This is a genomic window from Streptomyces sp. BBFR25 (assembly GCF_044590125.1).
GTDB classification, from domain to species: domain Bacteria; phylum Actinomycetota; class Actinomycetes; order Streptomycetales; family Streptomycetaceae; genus Streptomyces; species Streptomyces canus_D.
Window position 1 is genome coordinate 2761476 of record NZ_CP172447.1, and the last position, 18868, is coordinate 2780343.

Below are 18868 nucleotides of genomic sequence, written 5' to 3' on the forward strand. Positions count from 1 at the left end.
GGTCAGCGGGCCTTGATGTCGACGATCCGCCACCGGTCGTCGTCGAGGCGTGCGGTGACGGTGAGTTGGGCCGCCGCCGTGGTGGCCTTGCCCTTGTCCCGGTGGGAGGTCTGGTCGAGGAAGACCAGCAGGCGGGCCCGGTCGCCGTCGAGTTCGATCACTCCGGTGCGGACGGCCCGGGTGCTCAGGGTGACGCGCTGCTCGGCGAGGTCGTCGCGGACCCGGGCGAAGAGGGTCTCGTACTGGCGGGCGGCGCGGCCGTCGAGGACGGTGCTCGCGGAGCGCCGGGCGGCGGCGGTGCCGTCCGGTGTGTAGGAGAAGATCCGGGCGAGGGCGTCGCCGACGTCGCCCGCGACGCGGGTGGTGGCCTCGGTGTCGGTGAGCGCGTGGTTGCGGGCGGGTGCCTGGGACCTCAACTGGTGGGCGCCGTAGAGGAATCCGCAGCCGCCGAGGACGAGGACCGCGGCGGTCGCGACCAGGGCCGCCCTCCGCAGGCGCCCGTGCGTCGCGCCCTTCTCGGTGGGCTCGTCCCCGGCGGGCGCGTCCCCGGCGGGCTCCGGCTCGGCGGGCTCCGGCTCGGCGGAGGCGTCCGCGGTGTCCGTGTCCGTGTCCGGGCCCCGCTCGTCCTGCGTGCCGGGCTCCGGTGCGGCGCCCCTGCGCAGCAGCCACGTCGGTGTCATCGCTCCTCGCCCTTCCCTTCCGCCACCGGCACGGCGCTCAGTGCCCGTACCTTCCACTCCCCCTCGCCCGTGCGGGCCAGGACGGCCTCCAGGCGTTTGCGGTCGGTGGACGGCTTCTTCGTCCCGGCGGGGGTGACCTGGACGCGTACGGTGGCGATGAGCTTGGCCGTGCCGGACCGCGTGTCGAGGGCGGTGACGGCGGCCTCGGTGACCGTGCCGCGCGCCGAGGTCCCGGCCGCCGCCTCGGTGTCGCCGAGTTCCTCGCGCAGCGGCCCGGTGGAGACGGCACGCCAGTCCCGGATGCTCCGCTCCGCCCGCTGCCGGGTGGAGGCGTCGAGGGTGGTGAGTACGGCGATGCCGTCCCGCCCGTCGGCGAGCGCCGCGTCCCGTTCCCGGCCGTAGGCGAGCGCGTCGTCGGTGCGGGCCTCGGCGTACGTCCACGCGCCGGTGCCGCAGACGCCGAGGGCCAGCACGAGCGCCGCCCCGGTGAGGATCCCGGCCCGCCTCATCGCGTGCTCCCGGTGGCCGGGGCGAGGAGACCGGTCAGGCCGGCCGGTGCCTCACCGCTCTGTCCGGGCAGGGCGAGCGCGCCGGGGAGGGCCGCCGGGGTGCCGTCCCTCGCCGGGGTGGTCCGGCCGCCGCTGCCGGAGGGCAGGGAGCCGGGCCTGGCCGGGTCGGGCACCGGGCCGCTCTTCGGGGCGTTGGCCGAGCCGCGCACGTTCTTGCCGCTCGACGCCGGGGCGGTGCAGGCCGCGTCGGTGTTGAGGGCGGGCGCGGTGCCGAGGTCGAGGCCGTTGCGGTAGCGCGTGGCGCCGTAGCCGTCGGTGCAGGGCAGGGGGCTGAAGAAGGTGACGGCCAGGCCGAGGTTCAGCTTGCCCTCGTCGACGGCGGTGGCGCCCGCGGCGACGGCCGCCGGGTAGGTCACGAGGAGTTCCTCGATGCCGCGCTGCCGGGTGACGGCGACCTCGGACGTGGTCAGGAGGTTGGCGAGGACGACGCCGAGGCTCGGGTCGAGGTCCCGCAGCAGGCCGCTGACCTGGGTGGCGGCCTCGGGGGTGACCGCGAGCAGGCGGCGCAGGTCGGCGTCGGATCCCTTGAGCGCGGCGGCCAGGTCCTTGGCCCCGACCGCGAAGTCGCGGATGGCCTGCGACTCCTGGGCCTGGGTGCGCAGGACGGTCTCGCCGTCGTGGATGAGCAGGCTGGTGGACGGCAGGGCGCGGTCGGCGGCCGCCACGAAGTCGCTGCCGCTGTCGAGCAGCACCTGGAGGTCGTCGCCGTGTCCTTCGAAGGCCTTGCCGAACTCGTCGACGACCGTGCGCAGATCCTCCAGCGGCACGGAACTGACGAGGTCGTCGACGCTGGTGAGGACGTCGGTGACCGGTGCGGGCACCTCGGTGTCGGCCTGTTCGATGCGGGTGCCGTCGGCGAGGTAGGGGGAGCCGTCGCTCTCGGGCCGCAGGTCGATGTACTGCTCGCCGACGGCGGACAGCCCGGCGACCACGGCCTTGGTGTCGGCGGGGATGCGGGGCGCGGACTTCTTGATGCGGAGTTCGGCGACGACGCCCTCGGCGGTGAGGCCGATCGGGCCGACGCGGCCCACCGAGACGCCCCGGTAGGTCACGTCCGAGTGGGTGAAGAGGCCGCCCGTGCGGGGCAGTCGGACGTCCACGGTGTAGTAGTCGGCGACGCCCACGTACCGGCCGAGGTCGGCGTAGCGGATGCCGAGGTAGGACAGGGCGAGGACGGCGACGACGAGGAAGGCGAGGTTCTTCAGCCGTACGGCCAGGGTGATCACCCGCGGTCACCTCCGGACTCGGAGACGGAGGGCAGCGGCAGGGGCGCGGAGGACCGCTTCTTCGCCGGGGCGTCCCCGGGCACCAGCGGTGGGATGACCTGGGTCCCGGGTACGGCGGCCATGCTCAGGTAGGTGTTGAGGTAGTCGCCCTTCACCCCGCGCAGCACCTCGTCGGTGAACGGGTACGTCAGCAGCACCTGGAGCGAGTCGGGCAGGTCCGTGCCCGCGTCGGCCAGGGCCCTCAGCGTCGGCGCGACGGCCTTGAGGTCGGCGATCATGTCGTCCTTGCTCGCGTTGATGGTGGAGACGGCGACGCCGGACAGCGTGTCGAGGGAGCGCAGCATGGTCAGCAGGGAGCCGCGCTGCTGCTCCAGCGTCTTCAGTCCGGGCGAGAGGTCGGTGAGGACGGTGCCGACGTCGTCCTTGCGGGTGGCGAGGGTCGAGGAGAGCCGGTTGACGGCGTCGAGGGCGTCGGTGATGTCCCCGCGGTGGTCGTCGAGGTCGCCCACCAGGGTGTTGACCCGTTTCAGCATGGAGCGGACCTCGGGTTCGCGGCCGCCGAGCGCGGCGTTCAGCTCCCGGGTGATGGTCTTGAGCTGGTTGACGCCGCCGCCGTTGAGGAGCAGGGACAGCGCGCCGAACACCTCCTCGACCTCGGTGTTGCGGCCGGTGCGGGAGAGCGGGATGACGCTGCCGTCGGTCAGCCGGCCGGTTCCCCGCTCCTTGGCGGGGGCGACGAGCTGGATGTACTTCTCGCCCAGCAGGCTGGACTGTTCGAGCCGGGCGGTGGCGTCGGCGGGCAGCCGCACATCGCCGTTGATCTCCATGGTGACGCGGGCCGACCAGTCGTCCTCGCCGAGTTCGATGCCGGTGATCCGGCCGACGGCGACGTCGTTGACCCGTACCGCGGCGTGCGGGACGAGGCTGAGCACGTCCTGGAGTTCCGCGGTGACGGTGTAGGGGTCCTCGCCGAGGTCGGCGCCGCCGGGCAGCGGCAGGTCCTCGATGCCGTCGAAGCCGCTCGGTACGACGGTGACCCCGCCGAGGGTGAGGGCGAGGGCGAGTCCGAGGGCGGTCAGTGCGCCGGCGGTGAGGCCCGCGGCCCGGCCCGCGCCGATCCTGCCGCGCCTCATCGCCCCGCCCCCTGCTCCGCGTCGGTCGCGTCGTCTGTCGCCCCGGCCACGGGCAGCGGCAGCAGCGGGCCGCCCATGCTGATCTCGTTGAGGTTGCCGCGGCCGTCGAGGGTGCGGGTGTCGGGGTTGTAGGCGTTCACGACGTTGCCGGCGGCCAGCGGTGCCACGTCCAGCGCCTCGGCCAGCGAGGCCCGTTGCTCGACCAGGGTCCGGGTGATGGGGACGAGCCGGTCGACGTTCTTCTTCAGCTCGCCCCGGTTGTCCTCGATGAAGGTCTTGACCTGGCCGAGGGCCTTGCCGAGTTCCTCCAGCGCGCCGGTGAGGTCGTCCTTGTTGTCGGCGAAGAAGCTGACGACGTCGTCCAGGCGTTCCTGGGCGGTGCGCACGTCGGTGTCCTTGTTCTTCAGCATGGTGGTGAAGGTCTGCAGGCTGCCGAGCGTCCTGAACAGGTCGCCGCTGCTGCCGTCGAGGGTCTTGGCCGCCTTGCCGAACTCCTCGACGCTGTCACCGATGGCCTCGCCGTTGCCGTCGAGGTTGTCGGCGCCGGTCCGCAGCAGTTCGGACAGGGCACCGTCGGAGTTGGCGCCGTCCGGGCCGAGCGCGTCGCCGAGTTCGGTGATGGAGTCGTAGATCTGGTCGATCTCGACGGGGACGTGGTTGCGGGAGGCGGGCAGTACGGCGTCTTCGGCGAGGGCCGGGCCGTCGCGGTAGGCGGGGGTGAGCTGCACGTAGCGGTCGGCGACGACGCTGGGCGCGACCACGACGGCCCGCGCGTCCCTGGGGACCTTGATCCCCTCGTCCAGGCGGAGGCCGACGCGGACCCTGGTGCCCTCGGGGTCCACCGACTCCACCTCGCCGACGCGCACTCCGAGGATGCGCAGGTCGGACCCGGCGTAGACGCCGATGGCGCGGTCGAAGTAGGCGGTGACGCGGGTGCCGTCGGGTGCGAGGACGCGGGCGGCGACCAGGCCGCCCGCGGCGAGCACCACGAGGACGAGCACCCCGGTGAGGATCTTTCGGCGTCGGGTCATCACTCACCGCTCCCCTGGGCCGCCGCGGGCTGTTTCGGCGGCAGGCATCCGGTCTCGGGCTGGGAGGTCGCGGGCAGGTAGTCGCGGGGCACGACGCCGCACAGGTAGCTGTCGAACCAGCGGCCGTTGCCCAGGGTGTTGCCGACCAGGCGGTAGTACGGGCCGACCAGCGCGAGGGTCTCGCCGAGCTGGGTGTTGTTCTTCTCCAGGACGCTGGTGACGCGGCCGAGCGCCTTCAGGGTGGGGCCGAGCTGCTTCTCGTTGTCCTTGACGAGGCCGCCGAGTTCGGTGCCGAGGTCCTGGCTGCCCTTGAGCAGGGCGCTGATGGCGGTGCGGCGGTCGCGGAGTTCGCCGAGCAGCGGGCCGCCGTCCTCGATGAGGGTCTCGAAACTGGACTTGTTGTTCTCCAGCGTCTTGGTGAACTCGGCGCTGCCCTTGAGGAGTTCGGACAGCTTCGCATCGCGCTTGGAGATCGACTTGGACAGGTCGGACAGTCCGGTGGCCGCCTTGCGCACGTGCGGCGGGGAGTCCTTGAAGGTGTCGGAGATGGTCTCGAAGCTCTCCGCGAGCCGCCCGGTGTCGATGGCGTCGACGGTGCCGCTGAGGTCCTGGAAGGCCTGGGTCACGTCGTACGGGGACGTGGTGCGGGCGAGCGGGATGCGGGTGCCCGGGTCCTGGCGGCCGGAGCCGAGCGGGTCGAGCGCCAGGTACTTGTCGCCGAGGACGGTCTTGATGGCGATGGCGGCGGTCGTCCGGTCGCCGAGCCAGGCGTCCTCGACCTCGAAGGTGACCTTGACCTTGGCGCCGTCGAGCGCGACGCCGGTGACCTGGCCGACCTTGACACCGGCGATGCGCACCTCGTCGCCCTCGTCCAGGCCGGCGGCCTCGGAGAAGTCGGCGCTGTAGGCGGTGCCGCCGCCGAACGGCAGCCGGTCGACGTTGTAGGCGAGGAGGGCGATGAGGGTGAGGACGAGCAGTCCGGCGACACCGACGGCGACGGGATTGCGCTCCTTGACCGGCTTGATGCGCGGCCTGCCGCGGGGGCGGTTCATCCGCGGCACCTCGATTCGGTGATCGCGATGCCGGTCGGCGGCTTCGATCCGTCGGAGGTGGTCACTCCGCTCACGCGCGCCTCGCAGAGGTAGAGGTTGAACCACGATCCGTAGGAGGACAGGCGGGCCAGGGCGGACATCTTGGCGGGGGTCTTCTCCAGGAAGTCCTCGATCTGCGGGGTGTGTTCGCCGAGGTTGGTGGAGAGCCGGCCCAGTTCCCGGATGTCCTTCTTGAGGGGGGCGCGCCCGTCCTCCAGGAGGTCCGCGGTGACGGTGGTCAGGTCGCCCATGGCGGTGACGGCCTCGCCGAGGGGTTTGCGGTCCTGGTTGAAGCCGCTGACGAGCTTCTGGAGGGTGACGACGAGGTCGTCGAAGCCGTCCTCGCGGTCGTTGAGGGTGTCCAGGACGGTGGTGAGGTTCTCGACGACCTGGCCGATCACCTTGTCCTTGGCGGCGACGGTCGTGCCGAGCGAACCGATGTGCCGGATCAGGCTGTCGACGGTGGCGCCCTCGCCCTGGAGCACCTGCACGATCGATCCGGCGAGTTCGTTGACGTCCTTCGGGGAGAGTCCCTCGAACAGCGGCTTGAAGCCGTTGAAGAGCAGGGTCAGGTCGAGCGCGGGCGTGGTGCGGTCCAGCGGGACGGTGCCGCCCTCCGGGAGGGTGCCGGTGAGGTCGCCGCTGCCGCGTTCGAGGGCGACGTAGCGCTGGCCGACCATGTTGAGGTACTTCACGGCGGCGGTGGTCGACCGGGGCAGCCTGCGGTCGTCGCGGACGGTGAAGGTGACCTGCGCGGTGCGCCGGTGCACCACGCGTACGTCGGTCACCTCGCCGACCGTCACCCCGGAGATCCGCACGCTGTCGCCGTCGGTGAGTCCGGTGACGTCGGTGAACAGGGCCTTGTAGGTGTCGGCGCCGCTGCCGGAGTCGACACTGGTGCCGGCGACGCTCAGGCCGAGCACGGTGGTGGCGAGGGCGGTGACCACCACGAAGACGAGGGACTTGACCAGCGGTCCGGTCAGCGGGCGGCGCCGGGTGTGCGCGTGGTCGGCGCCGGTCATCCGAGGGTCACCTCCGTACCGCGGTAGACGGGGCCGACGAGCAGGCTGCTCCAGTCGGGCAGGTCGTCGGGGCTCTTCCCGGCGGCGGGGGCGAGGAGTTCGTTGACGAGGTCGTTCTCCTGCGGGGAGTTGGCGGGCCCGAGGTCCTGCTCGGCCGCGGGGGTGGCGGTCTGCGCGGCGGGCCGGGGCAGGGCGCCGAGGTAGGGCACGGAGGGGCAGCGGGGCCCGCCGCCGGAGTCGTACACCGGGGTGTCGCGCCCTGGCCGGTAGGCGCCCCGGGAGGCGACGGTGGTCACGTCCACGTGGATACCGGGCCGGTCGGTGCCCTTGCCGAGCGCCTTGTCCATGGCCGGCACGAAGTCGGCGAGGGTGCGCAGGGTGCAGGGGAAGGACGAGGAGTACTCGGCGAGCAGCTCCAGGGTGGGGCGGCTGGTGTCGCCGAGCCGGATGATGTTGTCCTTGTTCTCGCGCAGGAAGGACGTCACGTCCTCGGCCGTCCGGGTCGTGGCGCCGAGGGTGGCGGCGAGTTCCGCCTCCTGCTCGGCGAGGGTCCCGCTGGTGGTGGTGAAGTCGGTGAGCGCCGTGATGATGTCGGGCGCGGCGTCCGCGTAGACATGGCTGACCTTCACGAGTTCCTTGAGGTCGCGGTTGAGGGCGGGCAGGTGGGGGTTGAACTCCGCCAGGTGCTCGTCCAGCAGGGTGAGCGTGTCGCCGAGCCGTTCCCCGCGTCCTTCGAGGGCCTGCGAGACGGCGGACAGGGTCGCGGAGAGCTTCTGCGGCTGGACGGCGGTGAGCATCGGCAGGACGTCGTCGAGCACCTGCTGGAGTTCGATGGCGTTCGCGGACCGGTCCTGGGGGACGACGGCCCCGGCGGCCAGGGGTTCGGGCGAGGGGTCCGGGGGCGGTACGAGGGCCACGAACCGCTCGCCGAACAGGGTGGTGGGCAGCATCTGGGCGCGGACGTCGGACGGTACGTCGTCCAGCGCGCCGGGCTTCATGGCGAGGGTGAGCCGGGCGCCGTCGCCGCTGGCGTGGATGGCGCGGACCTCGCCGACGACGACGCCGCGCAGTTTCACCTCGGCGCCCGGGTGCATCTGGTTTCCGGCGCTGCCGGTCTCGACGACCACGGGGTCGGAGTCGGTGAACTTCTTGTCGTAGACGGCGACGGCCAGCCAGATCAGCAGGGCGGGCACCAGCACGAACACCACTCCGGCCAGCCGGTGGCGCAGTGTCTGCCCACGTGCTCCTCGGGGTCCGCGCATCTCACCCCGCCACCTTCACGGTCGTGGTCGCGCCCCACAGGGCCAGCGACAGGAAGAAGTCGGTGACGCTGATCAGCACGATGGCGTTGCGCACGGACCGGCCGACGGCGACACCGACACCGGCGGGGCCGCCGGAGGCGCGGTAGCCGTAGTAGCAGTGGGCGACGATCACCATCACGCTGAAGATCAGCACCTTCAGTACGGAGAGCAGGACGTCCGTCGGGGAGAGGAAGAGGTCGAAGTAGTGGTCGTAGGTCCCCCGGGACTGCCCGTTGAACAGGACGGTCACGTAGCGGGAGGCGAGGTAGGAGGAGAGCAGCCCGATGGCGTAGAGCGGGATGATGGCGACGACGCCCGCGATGATGCGGGTGGTGACGAGGTACGGCATGGAGCGGATGCCCATGCCCTCCAGCGCGTCGACCTCCTCGTTGATGCGCATGGCGCCGAGCTGCGCGGTAAATCCGGCCCCGACGGTCGCGGAGAGGGCGAGTCCGGCGACCAGGGGGGCGATCTCGCGGGTGTTGAAGTAGGCGGAGACGAAGCCGGTGAACGCGGCCGTGCCGATCTGGTCGAGGGCCGCGTAGCCCTGGAGTCCGACGACGGTGCCGGTGAAGAGCGTCATCGCGATCATCACGCCGATGGTGCCGCCGATGACGCCGAGGCCGCCGGAGCCGAAGGCCACCTCGGCCAGCAGCCGCTGCACCTCCTTGAGATAGCGGCGCAGGGTCCGCGGGATCCACAGCAGGGCCCGGACGTAGAAGAGGAGTTGGTCGCCGGAGCGGTCGAGCCAGACGAGCGGGGAGGCCATCGGTCCTCAGCCTCCCTTCGGCGGGACGATCTGGAGGTAGACGGCCGTCATCACCATGTTGACGAAGAAGAGCAGCAGGAAGGTGATGACGACGGACTGGTTGACGGCGTCGCCGACGCCCTTGGGGCCGCCGCGCGGGTTGAGGCCGCGGTAGGCGGCGACGATGCCCGCGATGAACCCGAAGACCAGCGCCTTGAGTTCGCTGACGTAGAGGTCGGGCAGCTGGGCGAGGGCGGAGAAGCTGGAGAGGTAGGCGCCGGGGGTGCCGCCCTGCATGATGACGTTGAAGAAGTAGCCGCCGAGGATGCCGACGACGGAGACCAGGCCGTTGAGCAGGACGGCGACGCCCATGGCGGCCAGCACCCGGGGCACGACCAGCCGCTGCACCGGCGAGACGCCCATGACCTCCATGGCGTCGAGTTCCTCGCGGATCTTGCGGGAGCCGAGGTCGGCGCAGATGGCCGAGCCGCCGGCACCGGCGATGAGCAGGGCGACGATGAGCGGGCTGGCCTGCTGGACGACGGCGAGGACGCTGGCGCCGCCGGTGAACGACTGGGCGCCCAGCTGCTCGGTCAGGGAGCCGACCTGGAGGGCGATGACGGCGCCGAAGGGGATCGAGACCAGGGCGGCGGGCAGGATGGTCACGCTCGCGACGAACCAGAACTGCTCGACGAACTCACGGAACTGGAAGGGTCTTCGGAAGACGGCCCGGACGACTTCGGCGGCGAGCGCGAAGAGCCGCCCGGTCTGCCGCAGCGCGCCGGTGATCACGCGCCGCTCCCGGCGGTGGGCATCGGCAGGGTGGCCGCCTCGGAGTCCTTGGCGTAGGTGGCCCGGATGGCGGACCGCGCGGCCGGCGGCAAGGTGTCGATCATGCCCAGGACACGCTCGCGTCGGCGGGCGACGGCCCGGCGCGGCGGCAGGCCGGGCGAGGGCTCCAGCTGCGGCACGATCACCCGGGGCGCGGCGGGGGCCGCGGGGGCGGCGTCCGCCTCGGCGGCGAGGGTGGCCGCGTCCTTCTCCTCGGACATCCCGATGGGCCCCTCGCGCCGGCCGCCCAGGAACTGGGACACGACCGGCTCGTCGCTGGTGAGCAGCACCTCGCGCGGGCCGAAGGTGACGAGTTCGCGCAGGAAGAGCATCCCCATGTTGTCGGGCACGGTGGCGGCGATGTCGAGGTTGTGGGTGACGATCAGCATCGTCGCGTCGAGCTGTGCGTTCAGGTCGATCAGCAGCTGGGAGATGTAGGCGGTGCGGACCGGGTCGAGTCCGGAGTCCGGCTCGTCGCACAGGATGATCTGCGGGTCGAGGACGAGCGCGCGGGCCAGTCCCGCCCGTTTGCGCATGCCTCCGCTGATCTCTCCCGGGAGTTTTCCCTCCGCGCCCAGCAGCCCGACGACCTCGATCCGCTCCATGACGATGCGGCGGATCTCGGACTCCTTCTTGCGGGTGTGTTCGCGCAGCGGGAAGGCGATATTGTCGAAAAGGGACATGGAGCCGAAGAGGGCGCCGTCCTGAAACATGAGACCGAACAGTTTACGGGTCTCGAAGATGTCTCTTTCGGGGCTGTTCACCATGTCCACCCCGTTGATGAGGACACGGCCCTTCTCGGGTTTGAGCAGCCCTATGAGCGACTTCAGGAAAACGGTCTTACCGGTTCCGGACGGGCCCAGCATCACGCTGACCTCTCCGGCCGGAAGAGTGAGTGACACGTCCCGCCAGATGCTCTGCTTACCGAAGGACTTGGTCAGACCCTCGACCACTACTTCGATTCCCATATCACCTCCAGCGGACGCCAATCGGATACGCGCTGCGGGCCCGCACGTTAAGTCGGCCCGGAGCGCACTGACAACGGGTGCGGCACGGATCACCGGCGCCCCGGTGGAACTTGTCACCGCGCAGACAACCCGCCCGCCCCGCACTTGTCTCCGGGGAGACAGGGCAGGGTCTCGCGGTTCCGGGGGGTGTGGATCCCGCGGGACCCCGCCGGCGGACCTCCCGGCCCGACGGGATGTGGGGCCCGGACGCGTCCGCCATGGCTCCGGCCGACGGGGGCCACCGACCAGGAACCGAGCACCGCACCGGCACGTTACGGCCGAGTAACCTCGGCGGGCAACACCGGAATCGGAGTTTTCCGGGATACCGACTCAGGCCCTGCGGAACCTGTCAGTCAAGGCACAAAAACCACTCGGCAACTTGTCATCGGGTGAGTACGGGAACCCCGGCGCGTGCGACGGTCGCGGTGCGGGAGGGGCGCGGTCCGGGCACTTCGACCTTGGCACCAGGTGACTAAGAGGAATCGCGATTCACTCACCCCGGAAACAGCTTGTTCCACTTTTCAAAGAATCATGGACTGCCGCATTGTTCGGCTATGTTTCCGGCGAGTAACGTCACGGCGCAATGCAGGTCGACCCTCAAGGAGAGTCCCGAGTCATGAAGAAGAGCATCAGAAGGTCAGCCCTCGTGGTGTGTGCGGCCGCGTCGGCACTCGGTCTCGCCGCCGCCCCGTCCTCGGCGGTGCCCTCCACGGTGTGGACGGTCAACCCCTCGCCGGCCGCCTTCAAGGCCGTGAACGTCGGCAACATCGTGCTGACCGCCACCATCCCCATGACGTGCACGACCTCGAACGCGGCCGGGACGATGGCGAGCGCCACCGGCAACCCCGGTGACGTCGCCGACATCACCACCATGAACTTCGGCGCGTCCGGCTCGCCGTGCACCAGTGTCCTGGGCAACGTCACCACCACGTCCGTCACCCCGTGGGACGTCATCGCGGTGGACTACAACTCCTCCACCGGCGTCACCAAGGGCCACGTCGGCAACGTCAAGGCCAACGTGACCGCCGGCGCCTGCAAGTTCACGGTGACGGGCAAGGCCTCGGCCACCTACACCAACTCCACCGGTGTCCTGGCGGTCAACAGCACCGCGGGTGAACTGACGGTCACCAACCCCGTCAACTGCGGGGCGATCGTCACGACCGCCACCAAGCCCACCTTCAAGGGCAACTACGCCGTGACGGTGGCCAGCACCGGCGCCATCCCGACCATCGTCGGCTCCAACCCGTAGGCCGCCGATCCGTCCGTCCGCCCGGCCGGCACCCCGGCCGGGCGTTCGCGGGCCCCGTGCCGCGCCCGGGGAGACCGGCCTCCCGTCCGAGCCATCCGAGCGGAGTCGCATGAAAGCCAAGCCAGCCGCCGCCCCGCGGCCGCCCCGGGTCCGTGCCCGGACCACGTCGATCGCCGCGTTCGTCGTGCTCGCCGCCCTGGTCCCGACCACGGCCTCCGCCTCGGGCACCCAGGAGGTCGAGGCCGAACTCCCCTACGTCTGCACCCTCCCCTCGGGGCGGCTGCCCGCGACGGTGCGGATCTCGGCGGACTTCCCGGAACGGGCCGAGGCGGGCGAGGCGTTCACGCCGTCCGACGTCACCACCACCGTGGAGTTGCCGGCGGAGGCGGTCGCGGACCTCACCGCGCGGGACGCGGCCGAGGTACGGGCGGCCACCCGGCTCGCGGTCGGCGTCGCCCAGAACGCGGCCACGGCCGCGGCGACCTGGCGGGGCGGCTCCGAGTCCGTCGCGCTGCCCGCGTCGGGCCCGCTGACGCTGGTCGCGCGGGGCGACGTCCCCTCGGTGGCCGGCCGGGGCGACGGCGACCTGACGTTCTCCGCGGGCGCCCTCGCCATCGACCTGGAGCCAGGGGCGGCGGACCCGGCCACCGCGGACCCCGGCTCGCTGACCGTCGACTGCGCCCTCGCCGAGGACGCGCCCGGCCAGGGGCTGCTGGCCACCGTACCGGTCGGTACGGGCGAGCCGGCACCGAGCGGTTCGCCGTCCGCGCCGGGACCGTCCGGGACCTCCGGGGCCCCCGACGGGGGACGGCCGGACGGACCGGCGGACGGACCGGCGGACCGGCAGCCGGAGCGGCAGTCCGAGCGGGCGCCGAAGGTGCTGGAGAACACCCCCGGCGCCGCCCCGGACCGCGACGACGTCCCGCCGTGCCGCTACGACGAGCAGCACCCGCCCACGGACGTGTCGCTCAACGCCTACGTCACCGGCTACGCCAACGTGAAGAAGATGAAGGGCGCCGCGTACCTCCCGCCGTCCTGCGTCCTGATCGAGCAGGGCCTGCCCGTGCCGGGTCCGCCCGACCCGGAGTACCTGATCTTCGACACCCTGTCGTACGCGAACTTCCACTACCGGGAGCGCAAGCAGTCACCGCCCTTCGAAGCGACCTTCCTGTCCTTCGACTTCGCCCCGGTGAAGGCCACCATGGTGCTGGAGCAGACGGGTCCGATGAGGATCGACTCCCGCATGAAGATGCGCCTGTCCGACTTCACGACGATCACGGACACCTACGTCCGGGCCCCGCTGGTCCTGCACGTGCTGGATCTGGAGGTCAACGGGACGCCCCTGGACGTCGGTCCAGGGTGCCGCACCGAGACGTCCCTCACCTCCGAGGACCCGGACCCCGCCAACTTCCCCGGGGACCACCTGGTGCTGTACGGCCGGGGCGAGCAGGTCATCGGCCTGCCGGCCACCGGTTACCTGCTGCTGAGCGGCGGTGTGCTGTCCGGCGAGACGGCCATTCCCGCCTTCACCGGCTGCGGCACCGACGGCGAGGACCTCGACCGCCTGCTCACCGCCTCCGTCTCCGGCCCCGGCAACCACATCAAGCAGGTCCAGGGCCAGACGTGCGCGATCGCCGCGCCCGTCTTCCCGAGCCCCGAGAACGAAGGCCAGTGCACCGAGGACCTCCAGCCCTACGAGATCCCCGTCGCCGAGCGCTGATCCGACCGCCGCACCCCGCCCCTGTCACCTCCACTCCACGGAAGGCCACCACCATGCCCCGGATCTCCACCCGCACCCGGCTCGCCACCGTGTCCGCGCTGACCGCGCTCGGCGCCTTCGCCTCGCTGGGCACGGCGACCGCGGCCGACCCCGCGCTGAACGGCGAGTGGGCCCCCTTCACCCGCTGCCCCGTGGACGCCCCGGCGATGCTGAACGCCGACGGCTTCGAGAAGACCCCGCAGTGCGTGGTGTCCACCTCGGCGAGCGGCACCATCAAGCTGGGGAAAACCACCGTGACGACCGGCAGGACCAACCTCCAGATGGGCGTCGTCCAGAACGCGGACGGCACCAGCAGCGTGGTCGCCCCCGCCTCCGGCGCGCTGGTCGCCGAGCCCGCCGCCGTGCCCGGCGGACTGCTCGGCCTGATGTGTCCCAGCGACATCTTCGTGATCACGGGGATCTGCAAGTCGCTGGAGAACTCCAGCCTCAACAAGATCACCGCGACCATGGAGTCGGTCGGCGCGCCCTACGCCTTCGACCAGACCGCGGGTGTCCTCACCGACCTGCCCATCGTCGCCCTGCCGGTCCGCATCCACCTGGAGAACCCGCTGCTCGGCGACAACTGCTACATCGGGACGGCCGCCAACCCGATCGTGCTGCGCCCGGAGAACCGCACCTACCCCGAGTTCGGCATGACCTTCTTCCAGGGCGACGGCACCGAGGACGCGGCCGGCGAGATGAGCCGGATCAACCTCACCGGCGCCACCCAGAACGACGACGCCTTCGCGGTGCCCGGCGCCACCGGCTGCGGCCTGAACGTCGGTCTGATCAACGCCGCGGTGAACGCGAAGACCGGGCTGCCCTCCGCCGCCGGGAACAACAGCGTCACCCTGAACGACACCCGGACCCACCTCACCGGCCTCAACGCCCCCGGCACCGTCGTCCCCGACGCCGGCAAGGTCCTCTCGGAGAACTGGCACTCCGCCGTCAAGTAGCGGTCACGGGACACGGTGCACGGCGTACACAACCGTGACACGATTCCTCCCCAAGAGATGTACAACACAACAAAGTTGATTTACCGTCTGCTTGCCAGACCGGTGAACTCCCTGGACCGGTCCAGGCTCCGCCCGCCGAGGGCGGGGCCCGGTCGGCCCATCCCACCGGACATGTCGACGGCAAGGGATCACTCATGCCCTCAATCGCGCGTCCCTCGGTGCTCGGTGAACCGCTCGATCCCCTCCCCAAGAAGTTCGCGGCCTTCATGCGCCCGCTGCTTCCCGGGCTGCTGAACGAGATACGCACCGAGGTCACCCGCAGCTACCCGGTGTACGGCAGGCTGCTCAACGGCCCGGACGGGGACGCGATCCGCCAGGGCGTCGAACAGGCGCTGACCGCCTTCGTGGACCGGGTGGCCGACCCCTCCAGCAGCTCGGAGCTGCGCGACGAACTACTGCGCAGGTTCGGCCGGGTGGAGGCCTACGAGGGCCGGGACCTGGAGGTCCTGCAGGGCGCCTACCGGCTCGGCGCCCGCATCGCGCTGCGCCGGGCCAAGACACTGGGCCGCCAGTACAGCCTCTCCCCCTCGCTGATCCTGGCCTTCGCCGACGCGCTCTTCGCGTACGTCGAGGAGCTGGAGGCGATCACCCGCGAGGGGTACGCGGAGGTCCGGGAGCGGGCCGCCTCCGAGGAGTCCGCGTTACGAAGACAGTTACTCCACTTCCTGCTGGCCGCCTCGCCGCTGCCCCGGACGGCCGTCTCCGAACTGTGCAAGGCCGCCGCCTGGGAACTGCCCCGGTCCTGCTTCCTCGTCGCGCTGCAGTCCCCGGCACCCGACCACATCCAGGCGGGACTCGACCGTGACGTCCTCGCCGACCTGGACATACCGCAGCCGCACCTGCTCGTGCCCGGCGACCTCACGCCCGCTCGCCTGGACATGCTCCGCACCGCCCTGACCGGCACCCGCGCCGCGCTGGGTCTGACCGTGCCGATCGGCCAGGCCGCCGACTCGGTCCGCTGGGCCCGCCGGGTGCTCCAGCTCGTCGACGACGAGGTCATACCGGACGCCCCGCTGATCCGCTGCGAGGACCACCTCACCACCCTGTGGCTGCTGTCCGACTCCGCCCTGGTCGACCGGATCGCGGCCCGTGAACTGGCCCCGCTCGACGCGTTGCCGGCCCGGCGGCGCGACCGGCTCGTCGAGACCCTGCGGGTGCACGTGTCCACCCGGGCCCCCGCGGAGCAGGTCGGCGAGATGCTGGGCGTGCACGCGCAGACCGTCCGCTACCGCCTGCGGACGCTGGACACCCACCTGGGCGACCGGCTCGCCGACCCCGACCACCGCTTCGCCATCGAGGTGGCCCTGCGCTCGCTGCACCTGCGGGGCCACGACGACGCGGAGTGATGCCCGAGGCCGGTCGTACGGGCCCGTACCGGCGTGCGGCTCAGTACGCCACGGGCCAGCCGCTGCTCCAGTCCAGGAGGTTGATGCCGAGCTTGGGCGTGCCGTTGTCGCTGCCGTCGTAGTAGTGGTAGACGATCAGGTCGCCGTCCACGTCGTTCATGATCGACTGACCGCCGGGACCGATGACGCTGCCGTGCGACTCCAGGACCGGCGTCCCGCCGCCCGCCGTCATCGAGACGCCGTTCCGGTCGCGGTAGGGCCCGGTGACGCTCGTCGCCCGGCCGACCTTGACCTTGTAGGTGGAGCTGGTGCCGTCGCAGCAGACGTCGTACGAGGCGAAGAGGTAGTAGTACCCGTTCCGCTTGACGACGTAGGGGGCCTCGACGGCCTTGCTGCCCGTCGGGCGGGAGGCGAGGGAGCGGCGGGCGGTGTCGGACGCGAGCTGCTTGCCGGTGGACGGGTCGACGCGGATCATCTTGATGCCGGTCCACCAGCTGCCGAAGGACAGCCACCACGTGCCGTCGTCGTCGACGAAGAGGTTCGGGTCGATGGCGTTGTAGTCGGCGGCGGCGTTCGAGGTGTAGACGATGCCCTGGTCGCTCCAGCTGCCCGGCGCCCCGGTGGTGGAGACCGCGAGTCCGATGGCGGAGGTGTTGGAGCCGAAGGACGAGACGGAGTAGTACATCAGGTACTTCCCGCCGTGGTACGAGATGTCCGGCGCCCATGCCTCCGGGACGGACGAGTAGCGGGACCACCAGCCGGGCCGGGAGCCGAAGGCGTCGGCGCCCGCGGCGAAGGCGGTGCGGTCGGACGACGTCTTGCTGCTGATGCCGCCGCCGGTGGCGTAGAGCCGGTACTGCCCGGACGGGGTGCGGATCATCGTCGGGTCGTGGGTGACGACCGAGCCGGTGACCCGGCCGGGGTTCGGATAGGCCGACGCCGTGGAGGGGACGAGGGCGAGCAGGGCGGCGGTGGGGAGAGCGAGGAGTGCGGCTCGTCTGCGACGCATGGGGGGCTCCTGTTCCACATCTCGTGTTCTGCATGTCGAACAACGGTCGTGTTGTCGGACATTGCGCAGTGACGGAACCTAGGGTCGAAGCGCTTGCGCGTCAACGCCCCTGTCAATGACGGCGGTTGATGTCCGGAAAACGCCGGGTGTCGAAGGTGTCCGGCGCGTGAATTCGAACTGGAGAGTCACCGGAGCAGCACCCGCTCCGGTCCCTCCCCCGCCACCATGGCCTCCCATGTCACCGTCCTGAGGGGGAGCCGGGCGTGAGTCTGTCCTGGGGTTCCGTGGCCGCCGTCCTGGGCCTGGCCGTGCCCGTCGTGGCCGCGCTGTGGGAGTTCGTGCTGGCGGGCCGCAAACGGCTCGGCTATCGCGTCCAGTTGGACACCACGATCCGGGACTCGGCCGCCTCGGGGCCCGACACCACGGTGCTGCAGCGCATGCAGTGGGACGGTACGAACCTGAACGACCCCTCGGTCGTGCTGCTGCGGATCGAGAACGCGGGCTGGAGTCCCGTGGTCGCCGGCGACTACGTCGCTCCCGCCAGCGACCCCGTGGGCATACGCATCGCCTTCCCCGGCCGGCGTGTGGTCGGCATGACCGTCACCGAGCGCAGTGCCCAGGTGCCGCCGACGTTCTTCGTGCCGGGGGCCGAGGGGTTCGAGACCACGGGCCGGGAGATCAGGCTGCCCAAGGTGATCCTCAACCGCAGGGCGCACTACAAGGTCCTGGCGGTCCTGGACCGCGAAGACGGCTTCACCGAGCCCGAGTTCCCGGAGCCGGAGGTCACCGCGGGGGTCGTCGGCGGGGTGCGCGGCGGGAACATCAAGAAGACCGCGTACTACCCGTTCGCCTCGCGGCAGGTCCGGTGGCTGCTCGCCTCGCTCATCCTGGTGAGCGCCACCCAGTCGGCGTTCACCCTGGCCGGGAGCGACGACGCGGCCGCGCCGCTGGACTGCGCCGCCGGGACCCTGCACCTGTCGGGTTCCACGGCCTTCGCGCCGGTACTGCGGGAGGCCGCGCGGCAGTACGAGCGGACCTGCCCGGACGCCCGCATCCCGCTGACCGACACCTCGTTCAAGGGCAGCGTCGACGGGCTCGACACCCTCGCCGCGGCCGGTGCGGGCGCCCGGCTCCCGGACGGCCGGGGGCTCGGGAACAGACTGACGTTCAGCGACGGACCGAAGTCCGACGGCCGCCCGCGGCTGCTGCCCAGGCCCGTCGCGCTGTCCCTGTTCACCCTGGTCGTGCACAAGGACGCGGGGGTCGAGGACCTGTCCCTGAAGCAGGTGCGCGACATCTACGCCGGGCGCGTCACCAACTGGAGCCAGGTCAAGGGCGAAGACGTCCCCATTCACCTGGTCAGCCGGAACCCGGGCTCGGGCACCCGCACCACGCTCGAACAGCAGGTCCTCGACGGCCGCCCCCTCCCCGCGGTCACCACCCCCGACTGCGCCGGTCTCGAGCGTGGCCGGCCGGGCCGCTGCGAGGTGGGCGGCACCGGGACGCTGCTGGACACGGTGGCCGCCACCCCCGGGGCGCTGGGGCACAGCGAGGTCGGCGCCGCCGCCGCCCACGACGACGTCCGGCAGGTCCGCATCGACGGCTACCCGGCCACCCTGGAGGGCGCCGACCAGGGGGCGTACCCGTACTGGCAGACGGAGATCGCCTACACCTACGGCGAACCGCCGGCCGACTCGATCGCCGCGGGCTTCCTGCGCTACCTCGCCGACGAGGTCGGCAAGGACATCGTCCGCTCCAAGGGCCACCGCCCCTGCGCCGAACTGGACAAGCCGCTGCTCTGCCGCCCGGACGGCACGCCCGCCGCGAGGTGATCCCGGCGCGGCCGCCGA

17 protein-coding genes are annotated in these 18868 nt (G+C 71.5%); 5 read left to right on the forward strand and 12 right to left on the reverse strand.

Annotated elements, in window-relative coordinates; translation table 11 throughout:
* Positions 1-2: 2 nt before the first annotated feature.
* The 11 genes from ACGH52_RS12610 to ACGH52_RS12660 are packed head-to-tail and all read right to left on the reverse strand — an operon-like array spanning position 3 to position 10600.
* Positions 3-680, reverse strand: coding sequence for a nuclear transport factor 2 family protein (locus ACGH52_RS12610; RefSeq protein ID WP_121704031.1), 678 nt, complete (start codon positions 678-680; stop codon positions 3-5).
* Positions 677-1189, reverse strand: coding sequence for a hypothetical protein (locus ACGH52_RS12615; protein ID WP_059299244.1), 513 nt, complete (start codon positions 1187-1189; stop codon positions 677-679). The genes ACGH52_RS12610 and ACGH52_RS12615 overlap by 4 nt, the downstream gene beginning before the upstream one ends.
* Positions 1186-2475 carry an MCE family protein gene (locus tag ACGH52_RS12620; RefSeq protein ID WP_399939101.1) on the reverse strand — a complete coding sequence of 430 codons (1290 nt, stop codon included), beginning with the start codon at positions 2473-2475 and terminating at the stop codon, positions 1186-1188. Before ACGH52_RS12620 ends, ACGH52_RS12615 begins: the two co-directional genes overlap by 4 nt.
* Positions 2472-3608 (reverse strand): MCE family protein, encoded by a 1137-nt coding sequence (locus tag ACGH52_RS12625; protein WP_399939104.1) that lies wholly within the window; start codon positions 3606-3608, stop codon positions 2472-2474. Before ACGH52_RS12625 ends, ACGH52_RS12620 begins: the two co-directional genes overlap by 4 nt.
* On the reverse strand, positions 3605-4639 hold the full coding sequence (locus tag ACGH52_RS12630; protein ID WP_399939107.1) for an MCE family protein: 1035 nt from the start codon (positions 4637-4639) through the stop codon (positions 3605-3607). The genes ACGH52_RS12625 and ACGH52_RS12630 overlap by 4 nt, the downstream gene beginning before the upstream one ends.
* On the reverse strand, positions 4639-5691 hold the full coding sequence (locus tag ACGH52_RS12635) for an MCE family protein (RefSeq protein WP_059299240.1): 1053 nt from the start codon (positions 5689-5691) through the stop codon (positions 4639-4641). Before ACGH52_RS12635 ends, ACGH52_RS12630 begins: the two co-directional genes overlap by 1 nt.
* Positions 5688-6752, reverse strand: coding sequence for an MCE family protein (locus ACGH52_RS12640; protein ID WP_076974181.1), 1065 nt, complete (start codon positions 6750-6752; stop codon positions 5688-5690). The genes ACGH52_RS12635 and ACGH52_RS12640 overlap by 4 nt, the downstream gene beginning before the upstream one ends.
* Complete coding sequence (locus ACGH52_RS12645) at positions 6749-8014, reverse strand: MCE family protein (RefSeq protein WP_121704026.1); 1266 nt, start codon at positions 8012-8014, stop codon at positions 6749-6751. Before ACGH52_RS12645 ends, ACGH52_RS12640 begins: the two co-directional genes overlap by 4 nt.
* A 1-nt stretch (position 8015) precedes the next feature.
* Positions 8016-8822 (reverse strand): ABC transporter permease, encoded by an 807-nt coding sequence (locus tag ACGH52_RS12650; RefSeq protein WP_059299237.1) that lies wholly within the window; start codon positions 8820-8822, stop codon positions 8016-8018.
* 6 nt (positions 8823-8828) lie between these two features.
* On the reverse strand, positions 8829-9593 hold the full coding sequence (locus ACGH52_RS12655; protein WP_059299236.1) for an ABC transporter permease: 765 nt from the start codon (positions 9591-9593) through the stop codon (positions 8829-8831).
* On the reverse strand, positions 9590-10600 hold the full coding sequence (locus ACGH52_RS12660; RefSeq protein ID WP_361461540.1) for an ATP-binding cassette domain-containing protein: 1011 nt from the start codon (positions 10598-10600) through the stop codon (positions 9590-9592). Before ACGH52_RS12660 ends, ACGH52_RS12655 begins: the two co-directional genes overlap by 4 nt.
* Before the next feature lie 655 nt (positions 10601-11255).
* Between ACGH52_RS12660 and ACGH52_RS12665 the strand changes: the two genes are divergently transcribed.
* The 4 genes from ACGH52_RS12665 to ACGH52_RS12680 all read left to right on the forward strand — a co-directional run bounded on the left by ACGH52_RS12665 (position 11256) and on the right by ACGH52_RS12680 (position 16009).
* A complete protein-coding gene (locus tag ACGH52_RS12665) occupies positions 11256-11888 on the forward strand; it encodes a hypothetical protein (RefSeq protein ID WP_076974184.1) in 633 nt (210 codons plus the stop codon).
* Between the two features lie 109 nt (positions 11889-11997).
* Positions 11998-13608 (forward strand): DUF6801 domain-containing protein, encoded by a 1611-nt coding sequence (locus tag ACGH52_RS12670; RefSeq protein WP_399939113.1) that lies wholly within the window; start codon positions 11998-12000, stop codon positions 13606-13608.
* 53 nt (positions 13609-13661) lie between these two features.
* Complete coding sequence (locus ACGH52_RS12675) at positions 13662-14603, forward strand: hypothetical protein (protein ID WP_059299232.1); 942 nt, start codon at positions 13662-13664, stop codon at positions 14601-14603.
* Positions 14604-14797: 194 nt separating this feature from the next.
* On the forward strand, positions 14798-16009 hold the full coding sequence (locus tag ACGH52_RS12680) for a helix-turn-helix domain-containing protein (protein WP_059299231.1): 1212 nt from the start codon (positions 14798-14800) through the stop codon (positions 16007-16009).
* Between the two features lie 40 nt (positions 16010-16049).
* Here ACGH52_RS12680 and ACGH52_RS12685 read toward each other — a convergent pair whose 3' ends face one another.
* Positions 16050-17018 (reverse strand): arabinan endo-1,5-alpha-L-arabinosidase, encoded by a 969-nt coding sequence (locus ACGH52_RS12685; RefSeq protein ID WP_399939116.1) that lies wholly within the window; start codon positions 17016-17018, stop codon positions 16050-16052.
* A gap of 263 nt (positions 17019-17281) precedes the next feature.
* Between ACGH52_RS12685 and ACGH52_RS12690 the strand changes: the two genes are divergently transcribed.
* Complete coding sequence (locus ACGH52_RS12690) at positions 17282-18850, forward strand: substrate-binding domain-containing protein (RefSeq protein WP_399939119.1); 1569 nt, start codon at positions 17282-17284, stop codon at positions 18848-18850.
* The last annotated feature ends 18 nt before the right edge of the window (positions 18851-18868 follow it).